The sequence below is a fragment of the Providencia huaxiensis genome (assembly GCF_002843235.3).
In the GTDB taxonomy this organism is placed as follows: Bacteria; Pseudomonadota; Gammaproteobacteria; order Enterobacterales; family Enterobacteriaceae; genus Providencia; species Providencia huaxiensis.
Map to the genome: position 1 here is coordinate 4,150,552 of NZ_CP031123.2, position 21,839 is coordinate 4,172,390.

Sequence of the window (21,839 nt, forward strand, 5' to 3'; positions counted from 1 at the left end):
AGTGGTTATCTTTTCATTTCATGTTGTTGGCTTAATAGCGATTCAATAACGTGGATCAGCGTCTCTCGTGACTCTCTGTCATCAACAAACCCCGCCACACTGATTTTTGCTTTTGGTGCGTAATAGGCTACAGAGCCCCAAAAACCTAAATGGGAATACAGGGTGATGCCATTGACAACATTTACCATGATGCCCAATCTATAATTTTCTGCGCCATCGTGAGAACCCATACTTAGCATAGTCTCTAGCGTATTTGGTGATGAAAAAATATTTCCCTCAAACAGCGCTTCTAGAAATATCGCCATTTGTTTCGAGGACATAACTAAACCACCACCGCCATAGGCATCCATGGAGGCATGAATATGTGTGCCATCCCATTTACCTAAATATTGACGAGCCCGTGGTGTCGCGATTTCCGGTGGTTGTTCTAATGATTCCCAATATGCGCTTTCAAGACCAATAGAGTCGAAATGCAAAAGCTCCCTAACAGCTAGGCCAAGAGATTGTCCCGTAATTCGTTCAATAATATCACCGAGCAAAATATAACCCGTATCTGAATAAATAAAGGATTTAGAAGGCGAAAACGTTGGAAATTGTTTACGCATGTACATTTCGACTTGCTCTGTTCGGCTCCAAACATAATTAGGCTGCTTAAGAACGGCTTTGAGGTAGTCACCATCAGCATGGTCTAGTAGGCCACTGCTGTGCTCCAGTAAATGGCGAATGGTGATAGTGTGAGTGTTATATTGGGTACTGAGTAGCGCATTATATTGTGGGTCAATATATTCAGATATTGCATCATAAATACTAAGTTTCCCCATTTCAGCAAGACGTAAAATTGTAGCCGCAGTAAATGTCTTTGTATTACTGGCAATTCGCAGCGGTGTATCAACAGTGAGGGGCATACCTTCAAGATCTGCTCCTCTAGCGCAGAAGGTTCCCACGCTATTTTGGGATTGATTATGGTAGTAAAGGACGACACCACAAGTTAAATTTTCGAGTTGTTGAATAGAGCTGGTCATAATAATCTCATTATTAAATGATTAAGATGAGGATACATGCCATCTTAATCATATTCATACGAACCAATGTACGCTTTAAATGCGCTGAAAGTAGTAATATGGCAGCCATACTATGGTAAGTGTTTTTTCTTTTTATATAAATTTGGTGCTATGTTTATTCTCAATATAAGAACATAAAATGTACCCAGATATTGATGTAAAGGAAATAGCATGAACAACTCGAATACATTTCTACAACGGTTAGGCTTGCGTTATCCCATTATACAAGCTCCGATGGCAGGAGTTTCCACCCCAGCGCTAGCCGCTGCGGTTTCAGAGGCGGGCGGGCTTGGCTCACTAGGCCTAGGTGCAAATTCAGTGGAACAAGCTCGCCAATTGATTACTCAAACGCAAGCACTGACAAGTAAAGCATTCAATGTCAATTTATTCTGCCATTTACCTGCGAAACGTCATCCTGATAATGAACTGGCATGGAGCCAGTATTTGGCGCCTTATTTTGCTCAATTTAATGAGACTCCACCTTCCTATCTCAATGAAATTTATGACACTTTTTTAGATAACTCAGAAATGTTATCTATGTTACTTGAAACAAAACCTGCAGTAGTGAGTTTTCATTTTAATATTCCATCCATCAAGGTAGTCCAGCAATTGAAACAACATGGTATTTATACCATGGCGACGGCAACGAATTTACAAGAAGCACAACAAGTTGAATTGGCTGGAATTGATGCTGTTGTCGCACAAGGTATTGAAGCGGGAGGGCATCGAGGCATATTTGATTTGCAGGCTTTAGATGAAGAACTGACCACTTATGAATTAGTGACGTTAATATCTCAACATATTGATTTACCAGTGATTGCAGCTGGTGGCATGATGGATGGGCAAGGTATTAATATGGCTTTAGACTGCGGTGCTGCTGCCGCTCAATTGGGCACTGCATTTTTGCTTTGCCCTGAATCTGCCGCGAATACAGGCTATCGGGCTAAGGTCAAGCAGCAAACAGCGGATCACACTCAACTAACGTCTGCAATTTCAGGGCGCCCAGCGAGAGGGATTATTAATCAATTTATTCGAGCAGGTAACGGCTATGAGACAAGTCAATTACCTGATTATCCATTGGTTTATGATATTGGTAAGCAGCTCAATGCAGCGGCAATAAAGTCAGGTAGTGATGAGTTTGCGGCGTATTGGGCGGGACAGAATGTGGCGAAAGCTCGCGAGATGTCAGCGTCTTTATTGGTTAGAACGTTGGCCGAAGAAATGAAACGCTCGCTTTAAACGGTGGTAGGGCGGTTTGTCTTACCGCCCCAACAAGTTGTTATTTAATCATTTCGTTATCCAATGAACCTTTTGGTTCATCAGTCGCTATCCAAGCTGCACAAAATAAGGTTAAACGCGCAAAGAAGTAGAAGAATGCCATTAGCCCAAGCACTGAACCAAATGCGGCTCCAGAAGGCGATGAAGCAAGGTTAGGCAAAATCCAGGTCATGATGGATTTAATGATTTCAAACCCAATGGCAGCCAGTAATGTTCCTTTAAAGAGTGACTTACGGCGATGTTGCATGCGAGGTAGGATCCAAAAAATCCATAAAAATAACAGGAAATTAGCTGTAATTGATATTGTTAAGCCAATCAGTGTCCAAGCAGGTTTAAGCCATTCTATACCATCTAACCCAAGTGTACTGACAATCGTCGCTTGTGCAGAGCCAGCAACAGAGGTAAGCGTAATTGTCACAATTAAGGCAATAAGTAGGCCAATTAAAGCAAAGAAGTCGCGAATATAGCGGAAGATAATATTTTCATGTTCATCTTCATTGCGCTCCCACACAGGGCGTGATTGCGCCAAAATAGCCAAACGTAAGTTATTAACCCAATTAACCCCTGAGTATACCGCTAAAGCTAACCCTGTCAGCCCCACTGTCGTACGTTGACGTATTGCGGTATCTATTGTTCTTTCTAATGTATTTGCGAGCGTAGGGTCAGTAATATTTGCAGAAATTCCACGAACTAATTTTTCAAGTAATTCAGGATTACTGGCTAATACAAAACCGGCAGCGGCGAATGAAAACATTAAAACAGGAATTAAAGAGAGAAAGGAGAAATAGGTAATTGCAGCCCCAAACTGGTTCCCCATTCGGTCGTTAAAGCGTTGCACGGTACGAATGATATGAGCAATAAAAGGAATTGCACAAATAAAGTCCACAACTCGCATTGAGAAGGTCACTGCTTTTTTACTGCCATCAATGCTTCTATTCAGTGTCGCTTTCAGTTTATTGGTATCTTTTTGTTCTTCTTCCTGCGTATTCGACATTTAATCCCCTTTTCCCGCAACTAAAAATTGTCTGACTTTTCGACCTATTTAATGCCTATAAATGAATGATATGCATAATACTATAGCTTAAATTGGCCAGTAACTTCATCCCAATGACTATTTTAAGAGATGAATAGTCATTGGAACGTTTGTTTAAAGTCAAAGCAACTGGTTAATTAATCAGAGAAAAAGGGACGTTAGAAATTAAAGCGCATCTTTATAAACTTGCAGTTCAGCTTGGGCTTCTTTTAATTCAGCTTGAGCTTCTGCGAGTTTTCTTTCACGTTTTTTAATTTTGTCGCTGTCATCACCTTTTAATTTTTCTTCCTGTAGCTCAGCCTCTCGCTCTTGCACTTTTTCTGTCTTTTCATCCACCGCTTTTTGGCTATCACGGTATAAAGATTCTGGTGTGCAATAACGATTCACATTATCTAGTGCTTCTTCTAATCCTCTAACTCGATGTTGATTTCCATGTTGTTTAGCGTAATTAATTTGCTCTTCAATGCGTTGTTTTTTTATTTCGCAGCCATTTTGTGTTTTTGCTGCCATTACTGATGCACTAGTAAAAAAAGCAATACAAATACTAGTTGTAAGGAGTAGTTTATTCATCATTTACCTCTGTTTGTTTTGGTATTTGTGTTTAGGATAGCGTTTTGTTTCTTTTCAGTCATGTGAATTTTAGCGTGACTATGGTTATGACATTTGTAGCCAAATTTAGCTATAATGGGGCGGAAGAATAAATCCGGTCTATTTTTTGTTCAAAAAGGCTATCTTTAAAGAATCTATTTAATAATAGTCATCCTAGTGGCTAATATTGAATTTCCTCAGGAAATAAACGTTACATGTTAAGTTATCGTCACAGCTTTCACGCAGGCAACCATGCTGATGTGTTAAAACACACAGTACAGAGCTTGATCATTGAATCTCTGAAAGAGAAAGAAAAACCGTTTCTGTATATAGATACGCACTCAGGTGCTGGCCGTTATCAATTAACGGGGGAGCATGCAGAAAAAACAGGTGAATATCTTGAAGGGATTGCGCGTATTTGGGAGCAACCTGATTTACCTGAGGAATTATTGCCGTACATGAATATTGTGCGCCAATTGAATGATAATGGGCGTTTACGTTATTACCCAGGTTCACCATTATTAGCAAAATATCTATTACGTGAACACGATAAACTGGTATTAACTGAATTACATTCGAGCGATTATCCATTATTGCGCACCGAATTTTCACGGGATAACCGCGCACAAGTTTTCAAGGAAGATGGATATCAACAACTGAAATCGAAATTACCCCCACAGAGCCGACGTGGCTTTGCACTGATGGATCCTCCTTATGAAATGAAGACGGATTATGAAGCGGTCGTGAAAGGGGTGGTAGAAGGCTATAAACGCTTCGCAACAGGAACTTATGCAATTTGGTATCCTGTTGTATTACGTCAACAAATTAAGCGTATGGTCAATCAATTAGAAGCAACGGGTATTCGTAGAATACTGCAAATTGAATTGGCGGTACGCCCTGATAGCGACCAACGTGGAATGACAGCGTCTGGTATGATAGTGATCAACCCACCTTGGAAACTTGAGCAGCAAATGAAGAATGTGCTGCCGTGGTTACATAAAACACTCGTCCCAGAAGGCACTGGACATACGTTAGTTGACTGGATTGTGCCAGAGTAACCTATATTTTTGATAGATAATGCCAATTAAATTAACAGGTGTTATCTATCGTAAAGCGCTATTTATGCCATGACAATCAATAGCATGATGCGAGAAAATGCATTCATAAATCATTCAATCAATGGGAATAACCAAATTATGAGCAAACATTACGACTATATCGCAATTGGTGGCGGAAGCGGTGGTATTGCGTCGATGAACCGTGCAGCAATGTATGGGCAAAAATGTGCCTTAATTGAGGCGAAAGCATTAGGTGGGACTTGTGTTAACGTGGGTTGCGTACCTAAAAAGGTAATGTGGCATGCGGCACAAATTTCTGAAGCTATTCGCAATTATGGCCCTGATTATGGTTTTGATGCGACAATTAATCGTTTTGACTGGAAAACATTGATTGATAGCCGTACTGCTTACATTGACCGCATTCACCAATCTTATGACCGTGTCTTAGGTAATAATAAAGTTGATGTTATCAATGGGTTTGCGCGTTTTATTGATGCGCATACTGTTGAAGTGAATGGTGAAACCTATACGGCCGACCATATTTTGATTGCGACAGGTGGTCGCCCGGTGATCCCTGCTATCCCAGGGGCGGAATACGGGATGACTTCTGACGGTTTCTTTGAACTTGAAGCCTTGCCAAAACGTGTTGCGGTTGTGGGAGCCGGTTATATTGCCGTTGAACTCGCTGGTGTATTAAATGGTTTAGGTGCAGAGGCGCATTTATTCGTGCGTAAACATGCCCCGTTACGTTCATTTGACCCACTTATTGTTGAAACATTAGTGGAAGTCATGAATACGGAAGGTCCAAAACTGCACACAGAATCAATTCCAAAAGAAGTCGTGAAAAATTCAGATGGTTCACTGACATTAAAATTGGAAAATGGCCAAGAACAAACAGTAGATGCATTAATTTGGGCAATTGGCCGTGAACCAATGACTGATAACCTGAATATTGAAGCCACAGGTGTCGCACTGAATGAAAAAGGCTATATCAAGGTTGATAAATACCAGAACACCAATGTACCGGGTGTCTACGCGGTGGGTGATAACACTGGAGCGGTTGAATTAACCCCAGTTGCGGTTGCGGCTGGCCGTCGTTTATCTGAGCGTTTATTTAATAATAAACCGGATGAGCACTTAGATTACAGTAATATTCCAACGGTGGTGTTTTCACACCCACCAATTGGCACTGTTGGTTTAACTGAACCAGAAGCGATTGAAAAATATGGCGCGGATAAAGTTAAATGTTATAAGTCATCTTTCACAGCAATGTACACCGCGGTTACTTCGCACCGTCAGCCTTGCCGCATGAAGCTAGTTTGTGTTGGTGACGATGAAAAAATCGTCGGTATCCATGGTATTGGTTTTGGTATGGATGAAATGTTACAAGGTTTCGCAGTTGCATTAAAAATGGGCGCCACCAAAAAAGACTTTGATAATACTGTTGCTATTCACCCAACAGCGGCAGAAGAATTTGTGACCATGCGTTAAGTCTTGGTTATTTAAATTAAAAGCTAAGTTCATTCGAACTTAGCTTTTTTTTGCATTATTTCGCCAACAGTTCTGTAATTGCGGGGATGGTCGCTAAGCTATCAAGGTATTTTTGCATCGCAGGGGTGGTTTCCATGACTTGGTATTTGACTAAAAACATCACAAATGCGCCAACATACACATCGACAGCAGTAAATTGTTCACCACAAATAAACGGTTTCGCGCTGTTTAAACCCACTTCTAAACAAGCCATTGTGCGTTCGACAGAACCAAAACCAGAAGACTTTTGTTGCTCTTCGTCTAATTGAATGCCTAAATTATTGATGGTAAAGGCAGATTCAATTGGGCCAGCAGTAAATAAGAACCAACGGTAGTAATCTGCACGTTTAGGGTCATTCAAAGCTGGTGCTAAACCTTTTTCAATAAACTTATCTGCTAAATACAAACAAATTGCAGCGGTTTCAGTGACGACGGCATCACCATCAACAAGCGCAGGGACTTTTGCCATGGGATTAATTGCAAGATATTCAGCTGTGTGCATATCTGCACCATAGTCTAATTCAATACGTTTGTAAGGAACGTCTAAAATTTTTAAAAGTAGGTCGACAGTATTGCCACGTGACATTGAATTAGTAAACAGAACCAGTTCGCTCATGGTGATTTCCTTATATGAAGTTGAGTGCTTACTATAAGGGAGCGGAGTGTCAGAAATTGTCAGGAGAGACGCACAATACTTCTTTTTGCCAGCGCTCTAGTAGGTAATTTTTGGGATAAGGTAGTTTATCTGAAAGAGCATGATAAGACTGAATGCGATCTAAACGAAAATGGCGGTAACTTTCACGTAATTCACACCAAGCGGCCAACACTTGTGAATCTTTCATATAACCAATCGCAATTGGCCAAATAATACGTTCGCTAGGTTGGTTTTGGCCATCTAGGTAAGTCATTTGAGCTTTGCATTCTTCGCGCAAGCTTAAACGCAAATCTTTAGCTATTGTGTCATTAATGTCATAGAAATGAGTGGTTGGGGCAAATAAGGTATTTTGATTTAAGATTTTCTGTGAATGACCTGCCACCACCGCATTAATCTTACTTATCGCTCGTATTGCCGAGTTTTTAAGTTCTGTATCTGTGTTACTTTTTACCCAACGCAAACCTAATATTAAGGCTTCGAGCTCATTTTCATCAAAAGTTAAAGGCGGTAATAACAGACCTGTTTTTAATTGGTAGCCAATACCGGCTTCACCAATAATTTCCGCACCTTGGTCACGTAATGACTCTATATCCCGATAGATCGAACGCACGCTGACCTGCAGTTGTGATGAAAGTGCTTCTGCCGTAATAGGATAGCGATTCTCTTTGAGTATCTGCAATAATGTGAGTAGGCGCTGCGTGCGGGTCATGAAGTTGTCTGCTTAATATTATAGAGTGAGAAAAACAGCAAAGATAATTTGTCTATCTATAGTAAAAAAATAATAAGCAGAATGCTAATTTATTGGCGATAAAGGGAGTGGGGAGCTCCCTTTATCAATAGAGATAAAATAAACGGTAATATCATTTAAAACGTTAAAACAGTTTTCAGCCCCAAGACCCATGCATCTGATGTTTTTTTGACACCGCCCGGTTGATGCCAATATTGCATACTTGGTTGGAGTTCCAACCAATGAACAGGCTTAAAGCGATAATAGAGTTCTGCATTTAATGCGTTTGAAGTAATAGGATGATATAGCGGGTCATTATAATCGGTGATCCCTAGCTGCTCATTTTGTATTTTTTGGTTTTTTGCAAAGTGGTCACTGAGCTCAATATAGGAAACACCGAGGCCAATCCAATCTTCAGGTCTGGCATCAAAAGCCCCGCGGTAGCGAAGGGAGCTTGAGACAACATAATTCATGAAATTACTGCGCTCATCATGGTAGCTGCCACTAATAGATAAACTTAAACCTCGATTTTCATCGTCTTGGTGGCGAGTTAATTGTTGGTTCATTCCGCCATAGGCAAACCATGTGTTGTTGTAGCTTTTATCTTTATATAGATCATGCTGTTTGGCATTGGTATATAATAATCCCAGGTTATAAGCACCAGGCAACCCATTGACGAAAGTACGGTTTTCAATTTCTAAAGGTAATAAAATGCCTTTACTGCCTTTGGTTGACCAACTCCATGCATGGCTTCTATCTGTCGCTTGAGGATTTTGCTCCATAACCCCTGTTTTGATGGTGATTCCGGGGGTGATTTTATAGCTAACAGTTGTTCCCCAAGTATGAATATTCCAGTTACTCCATGTCAGGGCGTTAGCTGATTTTCCACCACATTGGCTGAGTAATTGGAAATCACAAGGAATAATTTGGTCGAACTCTTGTACTTTGTTCATCATACCAATACGCCAGGTTAATCGTCGGTCATCAAAGCTACGAGCGAAAGTAAGCCATCCTAATCGTGTTATGGAACCGCCCCCATAGCTTTCTTGTGCAAGGTCGTTATTCGGTACCCGAGGGTCTTGCAGGCGTTTAACGGTCAGGTTGTCTTCATGGTTTCGATTGACAATATTTCCTTCAATACGGGCATCAGGAATACCTGTCCAACGTTCAAGGTCTTGTGTGAATGTAAAAGCAAATTGGTCGATATAAGCAGTATGTTTATCATTATTGTAGCCACCCCCTGCATTATAGGCGACTTGGCTCAAATAATTGCTGTGAAATGAAAAACCGTGGTCGGATAATATAGGACGTATTCCTAACATATCGCCAAATATTCCTTTAGGGGCGGGTTCAAAGCCTAAAACAGTTCCATTCCATTGTTGCTCATTCGCGGTAGCAGGTAACGTTAAAAATAACAAAGAGAATAATAGTTTTTTATTCATGTCGGAAATAACCTATTAGCAATAGTTTGCCTTAACCCAATAGTAGATAATGGGTTTATGCAGTTGTATTTTTAATCTAAGGGCTCTCGAGATAAATAAATTATCCCGAGATGGTTTTTATTATATTGAGGTGTTTATTTTATTAGCGTAATAACTCTCCTTGGCTCTTAATAATACTTTGATACCAATAAAAGCTTTTTTTACGTTTTCTTTCGAGAGAGCCATTGCCTTGGTTGTCACGGTCAACATAAATAAAACCATAGCGTTTTGACATTTCAGCTTTGGATGCGCTAACAATATCGATTGGCCCCCAGCTGGTATAGCCCATAATGTCTACACCATCTTGGATGGCTTCGTGTATCTGAACTAAATGGTCGTTTATATATTGAATACGATAATCATCAATAATTTCTCCCTCAGGCGTTATTTCATCAATAGCGCCTAATCCATTTTCAACAATAAATAATGGTTTTTGGTATCTATCCCATAATAAATTTAAAAGTGTTCTAATCCCTTTGGGATCTATTTGCCATCCCCACTCTGAACTTTCTAAATGAGGATTTGGAACCATGCTGAGAATATTTCCGCGTTTTTTCTCATATTCATCTTTATCTGCAGTCACACAGCCCGTCATATAATAACTGAATGAGATAAAATCCACGGTATGCTGTAAATCACGCTTATCTTCTTCTGTTATCGTAATATTAATTTGCTGGTCTTTAAAATAACGCAGCATATAGCCTGGGTATTGCCCTCTACACTGTACATCACCAAAAAACAGCCATTTACGATTTTCCGTCAGGGTTTCCCACACATCATCAGGTTTACAGGTTAATGGATAAACAAGCCCCCCTAATAACATATTACCGATTTTGGCATCAGGAATAATGTCATGGCAGGCTTTCGTGACTCTTGCACTGGCAACGAGCTGGTGGTGAATTGCTTGGTAAACTGCTGAAGGAGAACTATTTTCAGGCAGGCCTACGCCAGTCATTGGTGCATGTAAAGACATATTGATTTCATTGAATGTCAGCCACAGTTTGACTTTATCTTTATAGCGCTCAAAGACTGTACGCGCATAACGTTCGAAAAATTCAATTGTTTTACGGTTTCCCCAACCGCCATATTGTGTCACTAGGTGGTAGGGCATTTCATAGTGGGATAAAGTAATAACAGGTTGAATGTTATATTTCGCCATTTCATCAAATAAACTATCATAAAAAGCGAGGCCTTCTTCATTAGCTGTTAATTCGTCACCAAGTGGAAATATACGGCTCCATGCAATAGAGGTGCGTAAGCAGGTAAAACCCATTTCAGCGAAAAGTGCGATGTCGGTTTTATATTGATGATAAAAATCGATGGCAATATCTTTAATAAAACTCTCATTTGGCGTTCTTTCAATTAATGAGCCAAATATGCCATGAGGCAGAACATCAGATGTGCTGAGTCCTTTACCCGCAGTTAAATAAGCACCTTCAGCTTGATTGGCTGCGATTGCGCCACCCCATAAAAATGAATTTGGAAATTTAACCATGCCTAGCTCCTTATTTGTGGTTGACGGTGATAAATTTTTGACCGCGTTGAATTGATTTATTGAGTTCAACAAACTCGATTGACGCATAATCATCACTGTTGCTAACAATGACAGGGGTTGTTAAGTCATATCCTGCCTCGAGAATTTTTTCTCGGTCAAATGTCAGCAATAAATCACCTGCTTTGAATACATCACCTTGTTTAATTTGAGGTGAAAAATGAAGCCCATCTAGTTTTACGGTATCGATCCCCACATGAATGAGCAGTTCAATGCCGCTTTGACTTAACAGCCCTAATGCATGGCCAGTTTTAAATAATGAGCTCACTTCACCATCGAATGGCGCATAGACTTCCCCTGTACTTGGAATAATGGCGGCACCTTGCCCAAGTAAACCACTTGCAAAAGTTTCATCTGGGGTATCTTTTAATGGGATAGCTGCACCGCTCAGGGGGGCAAGAACTTCATTAGGTGCTTCATGAGGTGTAGAGGCAATATCCGCTTTAATGGGTGTTTCAGGAGATATTGCTTCTTTTTTAATACCAAAAAAACGGGTTGCGGTAGCAGCAAATAAGAAAGAGAGTGCTGTACCAATAATGGCTCCCCAAACGGTATTATCAATACCGTGTTCAGGGATGATCTGTGCAAAAGTGAAAATATTAACCAAGCCAAATGAGAATGTCAGTGTTTGGCTATAGCCGACAATTGCACCGCCAACACCACCGCCAATACAGCCAAAAATAAAAGGTCGGCGAAGAGGAAGGGTAACACCATAAACGGCAGGTTCCGTGATACCAAATAAGCCAGCCGTGACTGAAGAGCCCGCCATGATTTTCATTTTTGCATTTTTTGTGGCTAACAAAACACCTAAAGTGGCGCCAATTTGCCCTGCTACAGCGGGAAGTAGTAGAGGGAACAGCGCATCGTGGCCTAGGGCGCTTAAGTTATTAATACCAATTGGGACAATTCCCCAATGTAAGCCGAAAATAACGCATATTTGCCAAACTGCACCCATGAAGGCACCAGCGATAATAGGGGCAAAGTTATAAATAGCTTGGAAGCTTTCCGCAATTAACATGCTTACCCATGTTGCTAAAGGCCCAACAACAAGGAAAGTAAGCGGGACAATAATGAGTAAGCACAGGAAAGGCGTAATGAAATTCTTCATTGTTGAAGGTAAAACTTGGTTTAGTCGCTTCTCAAGCAGGCAGCTTAACCAAGCAGCGAAAATGATCGGAATAACAGAAGCCGCATAATTAATAAAAGTGACTGGGATACCTAAAAAATATTCAGGAGGAGTGCCAGCAATGAGGCTTTGTTGAAAAGCACTCATCATCATTGGGTGAATGAGTGCCCCACCAATCGTCATCGTAACAAATGGGCTTCCGCCAAATTTTTTTCCTGCGGTATAGCCGAGCACGAGTGGGAAAAAATAGAATAAAGCGTCACTTGCCGCAAACCAGATTTGATAAGTACCACTGCTTGAGGATAACCAACCTAATGCTTCTGATAATGATAGCAACCCTTTTAAAATACCCGAAGCGGCCATAATGCCTAAAATAGGGGTAAAGATGCTAGAAACGATATCGATAAAGTAACTAAATAGGTTCTCTTTATCTTTTTTTACTGCGTTTTCATCTGTTTTTGGGCGCTGATTGATTGAATTTGGCGTTGTATCGAGTAATTGGTTAACGGCTTGGAAAACTTCGTTAACGTGATTGCCTATTACAACTTGAAACTGACCACCACTTTCGACCACGGTAATAATCTCAGGGCTTTGCTTTAATTGCTCTGCATTGGATTTTTGGCTTTCTTTTAGTTTAAAGCGTAGGCGTGTTGCGCAATGTATTAAATCAACAACGTTGTCTTTTCCTCCAACGTTTTCGATAATTTGTTCCGCTAAGGCTTGGTATTTCATAATTAATTCCTTTATTACCTCAATAATGAAAGCCACATTACTATTGATAAATAAGCAAAAAAAAACCTGACTTACCACCAATACGAATAAGATTAGTGGTATAAATCAGGTTTTGCCTGCCGGAAGGCAGTAACAATCCATCTGGTTTTTATTAGTTTGTATTAATAAATAGTTTTAGGCTTACTTCCTGTCATTTATGTGACGATTTTTCTTTCCTAATACGCTCTATATGAATGGTGAGATACATTCGTTCTTCATCTGTTAAGTCGCGTTGATATTTCTTGGCTAAAAAAGTACTGACTTTTTCGGCACATTTCCAAGAAATTGAATAATTTTCTTTGATGACAAGATGCATTGCAATATCGTCATTAGGAACAGGTTCATTGCTCATCATTCGATGGGTGAAAAATTTCAAGTGAGTCACAAACCGCTGGTAACTTAGCGTGTCCTCGTGATATTCAATTTGTAGGTGATATTTTACGATATTCATGATTTCATTCATGATTTCCATCGTTTCCATGACAATTGGCATTTCACCCGTCAATTGTGCATTAACGAAATGTAACGCGATAAACCCAGCTTCATCGATGGGTAATTCAATCTCTAAATCTTGCTTAATTAAGGCCAGTGACGCTAATCCCAACTGGTACTCTTTGGGATAAAGTCGCTGAATTTCCCATAACATGGTATTAGTGATAGCGAGGCCTTTTTGTTGCCTTTCAATTGCATAATTACAGTGATCAGTTAAAACGATATATAAGCTTTCATGTAGGCTGCCAAGTTTACTTTTCGCATTTTCAATTATCTTGTCACAGACTTTCATGACAGAAATCGGTATTTGGCTCAACAATTCACTTAATCGGTTTGTTAATTCATGGCTACGTAACTCAAAGATTTTTTCTATTTTTTTAGGATCGATAAAGTCATTAACCTTCATTTGAAAGGCGAGTCCACGCCCCATGATGACAATTTCTTGCTGTTGTTCATTTAGGGCAACGACCACATTGTTGTTTAAAATTTTTGCGATCTGCATTTTGTTTCCCCTGAAACGAAAAAAACCTGATAGCACAATGACAATTCATTGACTAATCAGGTTTTGCCTGCGTGATAAGTGCAGTAACAATCCAATAACTTAATTTTTAAATACTGTAATTAAACTTTTTGGGTTATTCAAACAGCAAAGTATGAAAATGTGAACTCACACGCTCAATTCAGCCAATCTCTTTTTTGCATGGCTAATGACGGTATCGTGCTTATTTAATTGTTTTTTGCTGCCAAGACACTTTTTTGCCACCAAGACACAATGTAATCAGCAATTTGTTCTGGGCTATTGATATCTAACTGCGGCACGTGAGTATCAATGATTTCATTACTGGCAACAGCAACCACATAGTCATCTATTAAGCCGTTTAACGGTTTACCCACCTCAGAACGGAACAAGGCAATTTTGTCGATCGTCTCATGTTTGAATCCTTCAACGAGGATCAGATCTAATGAAGCGGGATCGAAACGGCTGGCTAAATAGCGTAGATCCATGTCATTCGCGTCGGGGGTTTCAGTCATCAGTGCCCAGCGTTTTTCACTGGCAACAAGCGTTTGGTCAGCGCCAGCTTTGCGTAATTCAAAGCTGTCTTTGCCTGGTTTATCCACTTCCATGTCATGGTGAGTGTGTTTAATTAAACCAACGCGTACGTTACGCTGCTTGAGCAGAGGAATAACTTTTTTTAATAGGGTCGTTTTTCCTGTACCGCTATAAGCGGTAATTCCAAGTAGGGGTAGAGTATTTTGCTTCATGATTCTTTTTGTTGTAGCTCCCAGTTACGGCTATCTTCCAGTGTATTAAGATTCGCAAATGAACCAGACTCGGGTGAGAAAATAACGCTTTTTGCATTAACTTCATGCATAAATAGCATTAATTTACGGTCACCTCTTGCAAGGTAATCATCGAGTTGAGTTTTTAGTGAACGGTGTAATAAAGCAAATGTAGGGTGTTCTCGTTCTGCATCACAAGCGTAGCAGGCTAAATGTTTTTCTTTCTCATTAAACATTTTCTCCACTAAATTGAGAGGAAAAGCGGGAACATCGCAAGGCACAAATAGTAACCAGTCAGTTGTCACGTGGTGCAAAGCAGATTGCATTCCTGCTAATGGGCCAGAAAAATGGTTATTTAAGTCAGAAATAACGGCCAATTGGCTTTCGCTGTAACGTGCCTGATTACGGTTTGCATTGATGAGTACTTCGCCAACTTGGGGTTGTAAGCGTGCTAAAATATGTTGATAGAGCGGTTTTCCCGATAAAAGTACCAACCCTTTATCTTGCCCCCCCATTCGAGTGCCTCGGCCACCAGCGAGTATCACACCGGTTATTGACTGACGAAATGACATGTTCAATATCCCTGAATATCTTCAAGAAAATGTTTCAACATTCCTATAAAACACTTTCGAGTATAGTAATTACTAAAATTTATTCTATTTTGCTATAAAATCAATGAATATTCGTGCGTATTGCCGTTAAACTTTACGTAGATTGACAACAGTTCGCTTTTTCTCTTGTATGATTATTGGTAACTTGTATCAAATATTCGTGATAAAGGAATAAACATGAAATGCCATCGCTTAAATGAAGTTATTGAGCTTCTGCATCCTGTCTGGAAAGATAATTCAGATTTAAACTTGGTAGAATTATTGCAAAAATTAGCTGATGAAGCTGGCTTTAAAGGTAGTTTATCTGAGTTAACAGACGATGTGCTGATTTATCATTTAAAAATGCGTGGCTCGGACAGCAATGAAGCGATCCCGGGTTTAAAAAAAGATTATGAAGATGACTTTAAAACCGCTATTTTGCGTGCCCGTGGCATCATTAAAGACTAAAGCGCGATGGATGAAATAGAACATTCGAATTTCCATTTTAGTGGAATTTCCCCTGACTTAATTTTAGATGCCTTAATGGAAGTTGGGGTTTACCCCGAATCAGGGCTACTTGAATTAAATAGCTACGAAAATCGTGTTTATCAGTTCCAAGACGAAAATCGGCAACGTTATGTGGTTAAATTTTACCGTCCTGAACGTTGGAACCGCTCACAAATTCAAGAAGAGCACGATTTTACTTTAGAACTGCGAGACGAAGGGTTATCTGTAGCCGCACCTCTTGAGTTTGCAGGGCAAACGGTATTGGAATTTGGTGGGTTTATATTTGCAATTTTTCCGAGTATCGGTGGCCGGCAATATGAAACCGACAATTTGTTTCAATTAGAAAGTGTAGGCCACTTACTAGGGCGTATACACCAAATTGGTCAGCGTAAAAACTTTGCATTTCGTCCGACAATAGGTCTCGATGAATATTTGGCGCAACCCCGCCAAGTGATGGCATCAAGCCCTTTGATTGCAGAACGGTATAAAGCCCAATTTATGGCGTCTTTAGATGCATTGATTGCACAAGTAAAATTACAATGGCCTGATTCACATTCATCTATTCGCCTACAAGGTGATTGCCATCCAGGCAATATTCTATGGCGTGATGAAGCTTGGATGGTGGATTTTGATGATGCCCGAAACGGGCCTGCAATCCAAGACCTCTGGATGCTGCTTAATGGTTCTCGTCAAGATCAAGTCATTCAATTGGATACGTTATTAGAAACGTATAATGAGTTTTGTGATTTTGATGTAAAACAGCTGAAGCTTATTGAACCTCTTAGAGCAATGCGCATGGTACATTACCTCGGGTGGGTTATCCGCCGTTGGCAAGACCCTGCGTTCCCTCGAGCATTTTCATGGCTACAAGCTGATGATTTTTGGCAAAAACAATCGCTCGAATTTAATCAACAAATTGAACGGTTGCAAGACGCCCCTTTGCAGTTAACCCCTCAGTTTTAACTTTTAAGTTTTTGTTTTTGGAGAATGTAGTCTATGAAAAAAATTATGTTGGCTTTGCTTGGTATTGCCATGTCTTTTAGTGCTGCAGCGGCAAACTACACGGAAGGTAAAGAGTATACTGATGTTAAAGCTGTACCAAATTTACCTCAAGTTCTGGAGTTCTTCTCATTTTATTGCCCACACTGTTATCAATTTGAGAGTGTGTATAAAGTGCCTCAAACAGTAGAGAAAAACTTGCCAGAAGGCGTGAAGATGGAACGCTATCACGTTGACTTTCTTGGTCCTTTAGGCGCTGATTTAACTCAAGCTTGGGCCGTTGCGATTGTCCTGAAAGCAGAAGACAAAGTCACACCTATCCTGTTTGAAGGTATCCAAAAAACGCAAACTATTAACAGTAAAGCCGATATCCGTAATGCCTTTATCAAAGCAGGTATTTCTGGTGAAGAGTATGATGCAGCGTTAAATAGCTTCGTTGTGAAATCTATCGTTGCGAAACAGCAAAATGCAGCGCAAGACTTAAAACTGCGTGGTGTTCCTGCACTATTTGTTGATGGTAAATACCAAATTCGCAATAACGGTATCTCAGTTGATAACGCAGCTGACTACGGTAAAGAGTTCTCTAATGTTGTGAACTTCTTAGTAAATAAAAAATAATCGTAAATAGACGGTGGTATACTCGCCATCGTCTCTTTTTTCTATTAATATCCACAATTCAAAGACTTTCTCTCACCTGTATTAAACCCATTCAATTTTGTGCTAACCCTTTGATTTTACTTTTCTGTTTATATTGTTAATAGTCATATTACTTATTGAATTTACTGAGTAACACAAATTTACACACAAGCTTATCCACAGGATGTTAGTCAGATACTTAGTTAATCGGTGTGATTAATTTTAATTAACTGTAATCAATGGGGTACTTATAACAGTGGATGATTTGGTGTGTTTTTAATTATCTAACTAAGCAGAATATAAAACTTGGGATGTATCTGAGGCCACATTATGGCATCCTATTAGTATTCGTTCCTGACTAAAAAGATGATGACAGATTATGGCTCAGATTGCAGAAAACCCCCTTATTTTGGTTGATGGTTCTTCTTACCTATACCGTGCTTATCATGCATTCCCTCCACTGACCAATAGTGCTGGTGAGCCTACTGGGGCAATGTATGGCGTGCTTAATATGCTACGCAGTTTAGTTATGCAGTATAAACCTAGCCATGTAGCGGTTGTCTTTGATGCGAAGGGAAAAACATTTCGTGATGAATTGTTTGAAAGCTATAAGTCTCATCGCCCACCCATGCCTGATGATTTACGCGCTCAAATCGCCCCATTACATGAGATGGTTGAAGCGATGGGGTTGCCTTTACTTGTAGTTTCAGGCGTAGAGGCTGATGACGTTATCGGGACATTAGCCTGTGAAGCAAGCCGAAAAGGTATGCCTGTGTTAATCAGTACGGGCGATAAAGATATGGCGCAATTAGTTGAGCCTAATATTACGCTAATCAATACCATGAATAACACTATTCTAGGGCCTGATGAAGTTAAAGAAAAATACGGAGTTCCCCCTGAACTTATCATCGACTTTTTAGCATTAATGGGAGATTCATCAGACAACATTCCAGGCGTGCCTGGTGTTGGTGAAAAAACAGCACTCGCCTTGCTCCAAGGCATTGGTAGCTTAGAAGCAATTTATCGTGATCTTGACGCGATTGCCCCATTAGGCTTTAGAGGTTCTAAAACGTTAGCCCCTAAAATGGCGGAAAACCGTGAATTGGCTTTTTTATCCTATCAACTCGCGACGATCAAAACCGATGTGGAACTTGATAAAGCTTGTGAAGAGCTGCAAGTTGCTCAGCCTGATGTGGATAAACTGCATCAATTATTCAGCCGTTATGAATTTAAACGTTGGTTAACTGATGTTGAGAATGGGACTTGGATGGAGGGGAAAGGCGCAAGTACAAAAGCAAGCCCAACACCAGCAGCGTCACCGGTGAAGTCATCGAGCCCAGCAGTCCCAACATTGAGTGCTGAAAATTACCAAACGATTTTGGAAAAAGCCGATTTAGAGCAGTGGGTTGAAAAGTTGAGCAAAGCACCATTATTTGCTTTTGATACTGAGACGGACAGCTTAGATACTCAGGAAGCCCGTTTAGTGGGGATGTCATTTGCAATTGAGCCGGGGCATGCCGCTTATTTGCCATTAGGTCACGACTATTTGGATGCGCCAGTACAACTTCCTCTGGAAGAAGTTTTGGAAGTTATGAAGCCTTTACTTGAGAGTGAAAAAATCCTCAAAATTGGCCAAAATTTGAAATATGACGCAGAAATTCTTGAAAATTATGGCATTGAATTAAAAGGTATTGGTTATGACACAATGCTGGAGTCATATGTGTTAAACAGTGTTGCGGGGATGGGACGCCATGATATGGACAGCTTGGCCGACCGCCATCTGAACCATAAAACCGTGAGCTTTGAAGAAATCGCGGGTAAGGGCAAAAAACAGCTGACATTTAACCAAATTGCTTTAGAGCAAGCCGCTAATTATGCGGCGGAAGATGCAGATGTCACGTTATTACTGCATCAAGCGTTATATCCACAACTAGAGGCTGAACCTAAGCTTAATCACATTTTCCAAAATATTGAAATGCCACTTGTGCCTGTGTTAGTCCGAATGGAGCGTAAAGGCGTTTTAATTGACGCAAACGTGCTTGCTGCGCAGTCGAAAGTGATTACTGCCCGTTTAGCTGAATTGGAAAAAGAGGCTTTTGAACTTGCAGGGGAAGAGTTTAACCTCGCTTCACCAAAGCAATTGCAAACGATTTTATTCGAAAAATTACAACTGCCAGTGATAAAGAAAACGCCAAGTGGGGCTGCGTCGACTAATGAAGAAGTGCTTGAAGAATTAGCGCTGAACCATGCATTGCCAAAATTGTTACTCGAGCACCGTAGTTTAGCCAAATTAAAATCCACGTATACGGATAAACTCCCTCTAATGATTAGCCCGCGGACTCAGCGTGTTCATACTTCTTATCACCAAGCTGTCACAGCAACAGGGCGTTTGTCTTCTCGGGATCCTAACCTACAAAACATTCCAGTGAGAACTGAAGAAGGGCGTCGTATCCGCCAAGCCTTTATTGCGCGTGAAGGCTACAAAGTGATGGCAGCGGACTATTCACAAATTGAATTACGTATTATGGCGCATTTATCCCAAGATAAGGGCCTATTAACCGCGTTTGCTGAAGGGAAAGATATCCATAAGGCGACGGCCGCTGAAGTCTTTGGTGTGCCACTGGAACAAGTTACTAGCGATCAACGTCGAAGTGCCAAGGCGATTAACTTTGGGCTTATCTATGGCATGAGCGCATTTGGTTTAGCACGCCAATTGGGGATCCCTCGTGGTGAAGCTCAGCGCTATATGGATCTCTACTTTGAACGCTACCCAGGTGTATTGCGTTATATGGAAAACACACGCTTACAGGCTTCCGAACAAGGCTATGTTGAAACACTTGAAGGTCGTCGCTTATATTTAGCGGATATTAAGTCAAGTAATGGGATGCGTCGTAAGGCAGCAGAACGCGAAGCAATCAACGCACCAATGCAAGGAACCGCAGCGGACATCATTAAAAAAGCCATGATTGCCGTTGATAATTGGTTGCAAACGGAAAAACCACATGCAGACATGCTAATGCAAGTTCACGATGAATTAGTCTTTGAGGTCAAAGAGTCAGAATTAGAGCGTGTCCAAGCTCAAGTTCAGTCATTAATGGAACAAAGTATGAAACTCGATGTACCATTAAAAGTGGATGTAGGAATTGGTGATAACTGGGATGAAGCTCATTAATTTTTAACCATATTGAATATACAAACCTCCAAGACGTCATTGGAGGTTTTTTATGTTCAGCAAAGGCATAACAGATAATTATGCATTTGAAATTATTTACTAGAAATTTAATCTAACTCTGCAATAAATCAATTATTTTTGTGATGACAGTCAAGAAAATGATTAACATTTTTATGCGACATACATCACATAAATATGTAATTAAAATCCGTTTTTTAGCTCATTCTATTCATATTTCCGTGCTGAATCGTAGAAAGCTTTGAAAAAAAATTACAAAAAGGCTTTTTTTCGAGCGAAAAATAAAGTACATTAATAGGCGTAGGGTACAGAGGTAAGATGTTCTATCTTTCAGACCTTTTACTTCACGTAATCGGATTTAGCTGAATATTAGCTGCTCCAGTCAAAGTTTTTTGACTGGAGCATTTTTTTATCTAAAATTCAGAGAATTAGAAGATATAAGGCTGTAATGAGCCATTTCTGGCTCACAATAAGAGAAATCAAGCAGGTGTGTTATACCAGCTATCTAGCTTAATGCGGAGTTTATCAACACCAATCTTTTTCAGCGCTGAAAAGTATTCCACTTCAATATCCCCTTCAAGTGGAGCAAGTGCTTGGCGAACTTCCGTTAACTGTTTCTTTCTTGCACCAGAGGCAAGTTTGTCTGCTTTAGTGAGCAAAACTAAAACGGGTACATTCATTGCAACAGACCATTCAATCATTTGCATATCGAGGTCTTTTAATGGATGGCGAATATCCATTAATACAACAAGCCCCTTAATACATTCTCTCTTTTGGAGATATTCCCCGAGTGCTTGTTGCCATTTACGTTTCATTTCTTCAGGAACTTCGGCATAACCATATCCCGGAAGGTCAACAAGGCGAACGCCTTCCTCAACTTCAAATAGGTTGATTAGCTGAGTTCTTCCTGGTGTTTTACTGGTACGTGCTAAGCTTTTTTGCTGTGTTAATGCATTCAATGCACTGGATTTCCCCGCATTAGAGCGGCCAGCAAAAGCCACCTCAATTCCGGTATCTTTAGGTAGATGACGGATATCGGGTGCACTGATGACAAATTTTGCCATCTGGTAGTTATGATTTTTAATTGCCATTTGTCGTTCTCCCTGAGTTAGCCTCAAAAGGCTCGGGGATTATAGCTTTGCTTAGCGCTTCACGACAACTCGAAATATCCTCTCAGCCACTTTTCCTTTTGAGGACGGTCTTATTTTTATGTGTTGTGTGCGATGAAATGGCAATAATAGAGAAATAGCCATTATTCATGACGTCTTTTACTGAAATTGGTCT

20 protein-coding genes are annotated in these 21,839 nt (G+C 40.3%); 8 read left to right on the forward strand and 12 right to left on the reverse strand.

The features are described 5' to 3' along the window. Nucleotides 1–5: 5 nt before the first annotated feature. Nucleotides 6–1,022 (reverse strand): serine hydrolase domain-containing protein, encoded by a 1,017-nt coding sequence (locus CYG50_RS20955; protein ID WP_181490015.1) that lies wholly within the window; start codon nt 1,020–1,022, stop codon nt 6–8. A 210-nt stretch (nt 1,023–1,232) separates the two neighbouring features. Between CYG50_RS20955 and CYG50_RS20960 the strand changes: the two genes are divergently transcribed. Further along, complete coding sequence (locus CYG50_RS20960) at nt 1,233–2,300, forward strand: NAD(P)H-dependent flavin oxidoreductase (RefSeq protein WP_102138872.1); 1,068 nt, start codon at nt 1,233–1,235, stop codon at nt 2,298–2,300. 40 nt (nt 2,301–2,340) lie between these two features. On the opposite strand, the gene yhjD is transcribed toward CYG50_RS20960, so the two are convergent. Further along, nucleotides 2,341–3,333: an inner membrane protein YhjD gene (gene yhjD / locus CYG50_RS20965; RefSeq protein ID WP_102138873.1), complete on the reverse strand. Its 993-nt coding sequence runs from the start codon at nt 3,331–3,333 to the stop codon at nt 2,341–2,343. 204 nt (nt 3,334–3,537) lie between these two features. Further along, complete coding sequence (locus tag CYG50_RS20970) at nt 3,538–3,942, reverse strand: DUF1090 domain-containing protein (protein WP_166266209.1); 405 nt, start codon at nt 3,940–3,942, stop codon at nt 3,538–3,540. Nucleotides 3,943–4,175: 233 nt separating this feature from the next. Here CYG50_RS20970 and CYG50_RS20975 point away from each other — a divergent pair, with 233 nt between their 5' ends. Beyond that, nucleotides 4,176–5,018: a 23S rRNA (adenine(2030)-N(6))-methyltransferase RlmJ gene (locus CYG50_RS20975; protein WP_102138875.1), complete on the forward strand. Its 843-nt coding sequence runs from the start codon at nt 4,176–4,178 to the stop codon at nt 5,016–5,018. Between the two features lie 138 nt (nt 5,019–5,156). Beyond that, nucleotides 5,157–6,509: a glutathione-disulfide reductase gene (gene gorA, locus CYG50_RS20980; RefSeq protein WP_102138925.1), complete on the forward strand. Its 1,353-nt coding sequence runs from the start codon at nt 5,157–5,159 to the stop codon at nt 6,507–6,509. A 55-nt stretch (nt 6,510–6,564) separates the two neighbouring features. On the opposite strand, the gene CYG50_RS20985 is transcribed toward gorA, so the two are convergent. The 8 genes from CYG50_RS20985 to mobA form a co-directional block, all read right to left on the reverse strand. After that, complete coding sequence (locus tag CYG50_RS20985) at nt 6,565–7,164, reverse strand: glutathione S-transferase family protein (protein ID WP_102138876.1); 600 nt, start codon at nt 7,162–7,164, stop codon at nt 6,565–6,567. 49 nt (nt 7,165–7,213) lie between these two features. Next, nucleotides 7,214–7,912, reverse strand: a complete 699-nt coding sequence (locus CYG50_RS20990; RefSeq protein ID WP_102138877.1) for a helix-turn-helix transcriptional regulator — start codon at nt 7,910–7,912, stop codon at nt 7,214–7,216. Between the two features lie 155 nt (nt 7,913–8,067). Further along, nucleotides 8,068–9,372, reverse strand: a complete 1,305-nt coding sequence (locus CYG50_RS20995) for a carbohydrate porin (protein ID WP_102138878.1) — start codon at nt 9,370–9,372, stop codon at nt 8,068–8,070. 142 nt (nt 9,373–9,514) lie between these two features. Beyond that, nucleotides 9,515–10,906, reverse strand: a complete 1,392-nt coding sequence (ascB, locus tag CYG50_RS21000) for a 6-phospho-beta-glucosidase (protein WP_102138879.1) — start codon at nt 10,904–10,906, stop codon at nt 9,515–9,517. Between the two features lie 10 nt (nt 10,907–10,916). Continuing rightward, nucleotides 10,917–12,821, reverse strand: coding sequence for a PTS beta-glucoside transporter subunit IIABC (gene bglF, locus CYG50_RS21005; protein ID WP_102138880.1), 1,905 nt, complete (start codon nt 12,819–12,821; stop codon nt 10,917–10,919). A gap of 190 nt (nt 12,822–13,011) precedes the next feature. Continuing rightward, nucleotides 13,012–13,854: a BglG family transcription antiterminator LicT gene (licT, locus tag CYG50_RS21010; RefSeq protein WP_102138881.1), complete on the reverse strand. Its 843-nt coding sequence runs from the start codon at nt 13,852–13,854 to the stop codon at nt 13,012–13,014. 224 nt (nt 13,855–14,078) lie between these two features. Further along, nucleotides 14,079–14,615, reverse strand: coding sequence for a molybdopterin-guanine dinucleotide biosynthesis protein MobB (mobB, locus tag CYG50_RS21015; RefSeq protein ID WP_102138882.1), 537 nt, complete (start codon nt 14,613–14,615; stop codon nt 14,079–14,081). Beyond that, complete coding sequence (gene mobA / locus CYG50_RS21020; protein WP_102138883.1) at nt 14,612–15,205, reverse strand: molybdenum cofactor guanylyltransferase MobA; 594 nt, start codon at nt 15,203–15,205, stop codon at nt 14,612–14,614. Before mobA ends, mobB begins: the two co-directional genes overlap by 4 nt. A 216-nt stretch (nt 15,206–15,421) precedes the next feature. On the opposite strand from mobA, the gene CYG50_RS21025 reads away from it, so the two are divergent. From CYG50_RS21025 to spfP, 5 genes are all read left to right on the forward strand, one after another. After that, the gene (locus tag CYG50_RS21025) at nt 15,422–15,691 is read left to right on the forward strand and encodes a YihD family protein (protein ID WP_004262581.1); all 270 of its coding nucleotides are present in this window, start codon (nt 15,422–15,424) and stop codon (nt 15,689–15,691) included. 6 nt (nt 15,692–15,697) lie between these two features. After that, nucleotides 15,698–16,693, forward strand: coding sequence for a serine/threonine protein kinase (locus CYG50_RS21030; protein ID WP_102138884.1), 996 nt, complete (start codon nt 15,698–15,700; stop codon nt 16,691–16,693). A gap of 33 nt (nt 16,694–16,726) precedes the next feature. Then, the gene (dsbA, locus tag CYG50_RS21035; RefSeq protein ID WP_102138885.1) at nt 16,727–17,347 is read left to right on the forward strand and encodes a thiol:disulfide interchange protein DsbA; all 621 of its coding nucleotides are present in this window, start codon (nt 16,727–16,729) and stop codon (nt 17,345–17,347) included. A 397-nt stretch (nt 17,348–17,744) separates the two neighbouring features. Continuing rightward, nucleotides 17,745–20,537 (forward strand): DNA polymerase I, encoded by a 2,793-nt coding sequence (gene polA, locus CYG50_RS21040; RefSeq protein WP_102138886.1) that lies wholly within the window; start codon nt 17,745–17,747, stop codon nt 20,535–20,537. 336 nt (nt 20,538–20,873) lie between these two features. After that, nucleotides 20,874–20,921, forward strand: coding sequence for a small protein SpfP (gene spfP, locus CYG50_RS23680; protein ID WP_438361642.1), 48 nt, complete (start codon nt 20,874–20,876; stop codon nt 20,919–20,921). Between the two features lie 113 nt (nt 20,922–21,034). Here the strand turns inward: spfP and yihA are convergent, their stop codons facing one another. Next, complete coding sequence (gene yihA, locus CYG50_RS21045; protein WP_102138887.1) at nt 21,035–21,646, reverse strand: ribosome biogenesis GTP-binding protein YihA/YsxC; 612 nt, start codon at nt 21,644–21,646, stop codon at nt 21,035–21,037. Between the last annotated feature and the right edge of the window lie 193 nt (nt 21,647–21,839).